Origin of the sequence: Celeribacter sp. (assembly GCF_048266405.1) — a bacterium.
GTDB lineage: Bacteria > Pseudomonadota > Alphaproteobacteria > Rhodobacterales > Rhodobacteraceae > Celeribacter.
In genome coordinates, this window is sequence record NZ_JBLWZO010000044.1 from 1 (window position 1) to 5,451 (window position 5,451).

Here is a 5,451-nt window from a genome sequence, read left to right on the forward strand (position 1 = left end):
CGTCAATTTTTACGCAAATTTCTTCAGTCTGGCCCTTCATGTTCTTGCTTTTGTCGTCGGCTACCAAACCACCGAAATAAAGCACACCATTATATTCAACAACACGGTGGTTAATTTTCGTCTGGATATAACGTTTGATCATGGAAAACTCCTGAATTGGTGATCAATGAGAAATACGAAAGCGTGAAATGTTAAATGGTTCAATCGGGGCAGACGTATTCCCCGTGGCAATCAGTTCGGCCATCAATTCGCCAACACCGGGCCCCATCTGAAATCCGTGTGCAGAAAAGCCAAAAGCGTGGAAAGCATTTTCCTGTGTTGAAGAGCGCCCAATTACCGGCATATCATCGGGCATACGTCCTTCAATGCCTGACCAGGATCGTATGATTGTTGCCTTCTTCATAAGCGGAAAAATGGCAATCGCTGTCTCGGCAGTTTGACGCAGTTTGCCAAACATCATGTGCGACGCATTGGTCGCCCGATCCGCAACGCCGCGCAGACCACCACCGATGACCACCGTCCCGTTTGGCATCTGTTTGAATGACAGGGGGCGTCCCGTTGCTCCGACAACTACATTACAAAACCGGGGCATCCGCCCAGTTACAATCATCATTGGGGCGATGGCCTCGACCGGCGCATTTTCACCAAGTTGTGACGCCAGTTCGCCCGCCCAGGCCCCTGCACAATTCAAAAGATATCGACCGGAAAATTCACAGTCCGGGGTGGAAATCTTCCAATCTCGCCCTTTTTTGAAAACCCTTAGCGCGGGGGTGTTTTCAAAAAACCGGACACCAAGCTCTTTGGCTTTGCGTTGAAAGGCGAAAGTCGTCTGATATGGTAAGGCAAAGCCGTCTTCAAGGCTTGCCAACCCGCCAACGCAATGGTCAGAGACAGCGGGTAAATGTCCTCTTAGTTGATCCCGGGACAAGACGGTTTCGTGATAAAATCCCATCTCATTGAGAATTTTTACACGACGGCGATGACGCTCAAGTTCTTCGGCATTTTCAGCAACCTTGATCTGCGGCGATTTCTGAAACCCGCAATCATCATCAAGCAAGTCACCAATATTGTTCCAAATCTCCATCGACCGAACCGAAATCGGGACTTCGGGGAAAAGACGTCCCAATCGCCGGACACCGCCAGCATTCACACCTGACGCATGTCGTCCAACCGTATCTTTCTCGATCACGATAACGGACAACCCTCGTTTGGCGGCATGAAGTGCTGCCGAACATCCGTGAATGCCGCCGCCAACAACAAGAAGATCCGCGCTAAAATGATTGCTCATCTTAACCACTCCCTATAACGGCGTATGTCGGGTGGGTTCTGTATCCATCGTTGCCAGTTCCGCCAGCGCCAATGGTTTTAACGGCGGACGAATACGATAGTAATCAATGTCACCAGCCTGTTTTTTACGTCGATCGGCGATAATCTGTGTCACCGTCGGGCCGCACATTCGGCCTTGGCACGGACCCATGCCACAGCGAAGATAAGATTTCACCTGATTGGGGCCGGGGGCGCCAAGATCGACGGCCTCTCGGATTTGACCCGCGGTAATTTCTTCGCACCGGCACACCATCACATCATCAGCAGGCAGCAAGTTTTCCGATGACGGAGCATATAGGGCTTCGAGAAAAGGTCTGATTGCCTTATCGGCTTTAAGTTGCGCCTTTATTGCACCGCATGCCGCAACATCAGGTTTGCCATTTTTTTCTGCAATCCGCAAAGCAACCAACCGCCCGCGAAGGGCCGCAGAAACAGCACCACCAATGCCTGCGCCATCACCGGCAACGTAAACATTCTCAGTTGTTGTTTCAAAATGATCATCCAGCCGGGGAACGAAACACTGCTGGCTTTCGTTCCAGTCATGTTCGCAGCGCAAAAGTCGGGTAATTTGCTGATTTGGGATAACACCCTGATGCAGTGCCACAGCCGACGTTTCAATCCGGTGTGACTTGCCACCAGACTTAAACGAAACAGCTTCGGCAGCGACATCGCCAAGTATTTTGACACCGGTAGCGTTTGAATAAAATGGAACGCCGGCCTTGTTAAGGCTGCGCTTCATTGCCAGACCTTTGCGCAAATAGGAAAAAGCCCTGAGCGCCCCTGGCAAATACCAGGCAGCTTTCCAATACCGCTTGGCTGGGATTGTCTCGACAATCGCTTTTGGGGGGCAGCCTGCGACCAACATCTGGCTCGCGATCAGATATAAAAGTGGGCCACCGCCAACCAGAACCACATCGTCATTTACCGCACCATGCGCTTTTAGTAAAATCTGCAGCGCACCCGCGGTTGTAACACCGGGCAATGTCCAGCCGGGCATTGGTGTCGGCCGTTCAATCGCACCCGTGGCCACAATCAACGACTTTGCATCGATTTGGGTGGAACCGCGATTTACAACTGAATAATCAAGGTTCAGGTCCTGATCGATGTTCCAGACGGATGCGCCGGGAATATAATTCGCCCCACTGGTGCGAAAGGCATTCACCAATTCACGCCCGGCGAGGTAGTCCTTGCCCAGTATTTCGATCCGCTCATCGGATGCTTTCTCTATCGCGCGATAAATCTGTCCGCCCGGTGCCGGTTGCTCGTCAAGGACGATGGCGGATAAACCGTTTTTCGTCACTTCGATCGCAGCCGCCATTCCTGCAGGTCCGGCACCAATAATTGCGACGTCAAAGCTCCTCATCGGATTGTCTCCTCTACCGCGCCTTTTTGGCTGCGGATATCCATGCCATCTTCAGCTAAAATCATGCAGGCTTGACGGTTCGGCACGCCATCGATTTCAACAAGGCACTCAAAGCATACGCCCATCAGGCAAAAAGCTCCGCGTTTGTCGTCGGATACGGCCGAAACCCGAAAGGTCTTTTTGCCTGCTAACATCAGGGCCGCGGCCACTGTTTCGCCCTGTTCGAGTTCAATATTTTGACCTTCAAACGTAATGTTTATCCGTTTGCTGGTGTCTGTCTGAACACGCTTAAACATTGAATCTCTCCGCAGAAAATACAGACATCCGATCTTCCAGACGGCCATCTGCGATCATCGGTGCAAGTGTCATGGCATGTGCGCCAGCCAGGGTCACACCTGAGTGACAATTGACCGTAAATACCCCCGGATGGGTCCCCGATTGCTCGTAGATTGGATATCCGTCATCGGTCATTACCCGGAGTGCGGCCCAAGATCGCACCACACGCAAATCTTTCAGGAACGGGAATGTCCGGATTGCGCGGCCCGCGATATCGGCCATGATTGCTGACTTGGACGTCGTGTCAAATCCGACATCTTCATGGCTGTCTCCCAGAAGAAACGATCCTTCTTCTGTCTGACGTACAAAGGTCGTGGGTATTGACATTTTCGGGTTGGCGCGTTCCGTAACAAGTATTTGGCCCTTTAGGGGCGATACAGGTACATGAAGGCCAACCATTTTTCCCAAGGCCCGATTTCCCAACCCTGCAGCTAAAACAACCTTGTCCGCCCGGAAGGAAGATAAAGGTGTTCTGACAATAAATCCGGTGCCGTCACGATCTATTACTTCTGCCCGTGCGCCAGAATGATACCGTCCGCCGCGTTTTTGAAAGCCGCTATGCAGGGCACGCAGCAGATAAAGCGGACTGACATGACCATCATGGGGAGACCAGGATCCCCCGACGACATCGGGGCCTAGTCCCGGCAACAGATCGTCCAGTTCTTTCCGGTCCAGAATTTTGGCGCCGTAATTCGATCCGCCATGCACGTTATGCAGGCGCTGAATCAGATCTCTATGCGCGGCCAATGCTTCGTCGGACAGGCATAAATGAACCCCGCCGGGTTTGTGGTAATGGGCGTCAACCCCGGTTTCGTCAGTTAGGTGATCGGAAAATGACGGCCAGACATCCGCAGAACCACGTGTCCAGCGGGAATATTCCGGCATTCCGTCGCCCTTGCCCTGAAACCAGACCAGACCGAAATTGCCCCGTGATGCGCGATAGGCAATATCACCCTCGTCGAGCACATCAACAGTTTGGCCAAGACGGGCCAATCCATAGGCGACGGCAATCCCGACCAACCCACCGCCGATAACGATTGTATCGACGCTTTTCATTTGGACTCTCCGATCAAAAGACGGTCGAGACCGTAGAAACGATTAAGCAGCAGCATCAAACCAACTGTAAAAAGAATGACAACTGTCGAGACCGACGCAATAAGCGGGTCCGTTGTCTGGGTAATGTGAGAAAACAAACGAACCGGCAACGTCGTGGTCGACGGGTTTGCAATGAAGACCGTTACCGTCAGCTCATCAAAGCTTGTGATAAAGGCCAGTACCCAGCCCCCGACGACGCCCGGCATGATGAGCGGCAATGTCACACGACGAAATACCGTCAGATCAGAAGCGCCAAGTGATACCGCAGCCTTTTCGATGGATCGGTCGATCCCGATTACCGCCGACAACACCAGTCGCAGGACAAACGGGGTGATAATAATCGCATGGCACAACGTCAGGCCGATGAAGGTTCCGTTGATTTCGAACAGGCTCAGAAGACGCAGAAATGCAATTCCCAACACAACCGTCGGCACCGTCAGTGGCGATAGGAAAAGCCCCTGCAAGGCATCGCGTCCGGCAAACCGTTCACGTCCAATTGCCAGTGCCGCAGGCACAGCAACGACCGTGGCAACGGATGCCGAGCAAATACCCAATTTCAGGCTTATCCATGCGGCTTCGATAAACTCGGGATTATCGATAATAGCTTGAAACCAGCGCAGGGAAAAACCGCTTGGCGGGAATTCAAGATAGCCAGTCGGCGTAACCGACACACCGATTACGACAATCAAAGGTGCCAGCATGAAAACGGTGAACAGGAAATTGAAGATCAGCGAATATTTTCCATTGCTGTTCATTCGAATACTCCCGAATAGCGCTTTTCCACCAAACGGTTCCAACTGAGCATGGTCACTAGGACGGAGACCAACAGCAGTACAGCAATTGCGGCCCCCAAAGGCCAGTTAAGGGAATTGAGGAACTCATCATAAACCGTCGTGGAAATGACTTTCACCCGTCGGCCGCCAAGAATGGCAGGGGTCGCAAACGCACTGGCGGACAATGAAAAAACAATCAGTGAACCGGACAGAATTCCCGGCATTGCCTGAGGCAGGATCACACGCATGAATACTTGCATGGGATTTGCGCCAAGCGATTCAGCTGCCTGTTCTGTCGATGGGTCCTTGCGTTGCAGGGCTGCCCAAACAGCAATGATCATGAAAGGGATCATCACATGTACAAGTGCGATAACGATACCGCCCGACGTATACATCATTTTGATTGGCGACGAGATCAACCCGGTCGTTGTCAGTGCGTCGTTAATCACGCCCTTGTTGCCCAACAAAATCGCCCATCCCAGTGTGCGGACCACGACCGAAATCAGCAAAGGCCCCAACACGACAAGCAGCATGATCGAACGTGAAAATGGTTTCATA

Annotated in this window: 6 protein-coding genes; all 6 read right to left on the minus strand. The window is 52.2% G+C overall.

What is annotated here, in order from left to right; genetic code table 11:
- Window positions 1-163: 163 nt before the first annotated feature.
- Entirely contained in the window at window positions 164-1,288 is a 1,125-nt protein-coding gene (locus ACN0TS_RS19115; RefSeq protein ID WP_417260894.1) for an NAD(P)/FAD-dependent oxidoreductase, read from the minus strand.
- A gap of 12 nt (window positions 1,289-1,300) precedes the next feature.
- Window positions 1,301-2,689: an NAD(P)/FAD-dependent oxidoreductase gene (locus ACN0TS_RS19120; RefSeq protein WP_417260895.1), complete on the minus strand. Its 1,389-nt coding sequence runs from the start codon at window positions 2,687-2,689 to the stop codon at window positions 1,301-1,303.
- Complete coding sequence (locus tag ACN0TS_RS19125; protein ID WP_417260896.1) at window positions 2,686-2,985, minus strand: (2Fe-2S)-binding protein; 300 nt, start codon at window positions 2,983-2,985, stop codon at window positions 2,686-2,688. Before ACN0TS_RS19125 ends, ACN0TS_RS19120 begins: the two co-directional genes overlap by 4 nt.
- A complete protein-coding gene (locus ACN0TS_RS19130) occupies window positions 2,978-4,081 on the minus strand; it encodes an NAD(P)/FAD-dependent oxidoreductase (RefSeq protein WP_417260897.1) in 1,104 nt (367 codons plus the stop codon). Before ACN0TS_RS19130 ends, ACN0TS_RS19125 begins: the two co-directional genes overlap by 8 nt.
- Window positions 4,078-4,875, minus strand: a complete 798-nt coding sequence (locus ACN0TS_RS19135) for an ABC transporter permease (RefSeq protein WP_417260898.1) — start codon at window positions 4,873-4,875, stop codon at window positions 4,078-4,080. Before ACN0TS_RS19135 ends, ACN0TS_RS19130 begins: the two co-directional genes overlap by 4 nt.
- On the minus strand, window positions 4,872-5,451 hold a 580-nt coding region (locus ACN0TS_RS19140), incomplete at its 5' end, for an ABC transporter permease (protein ID WP_417260899.1). The genes ACN0TS_RS19140 and ACN0TS_RS19135, both read right to left, overlap by 4 nt.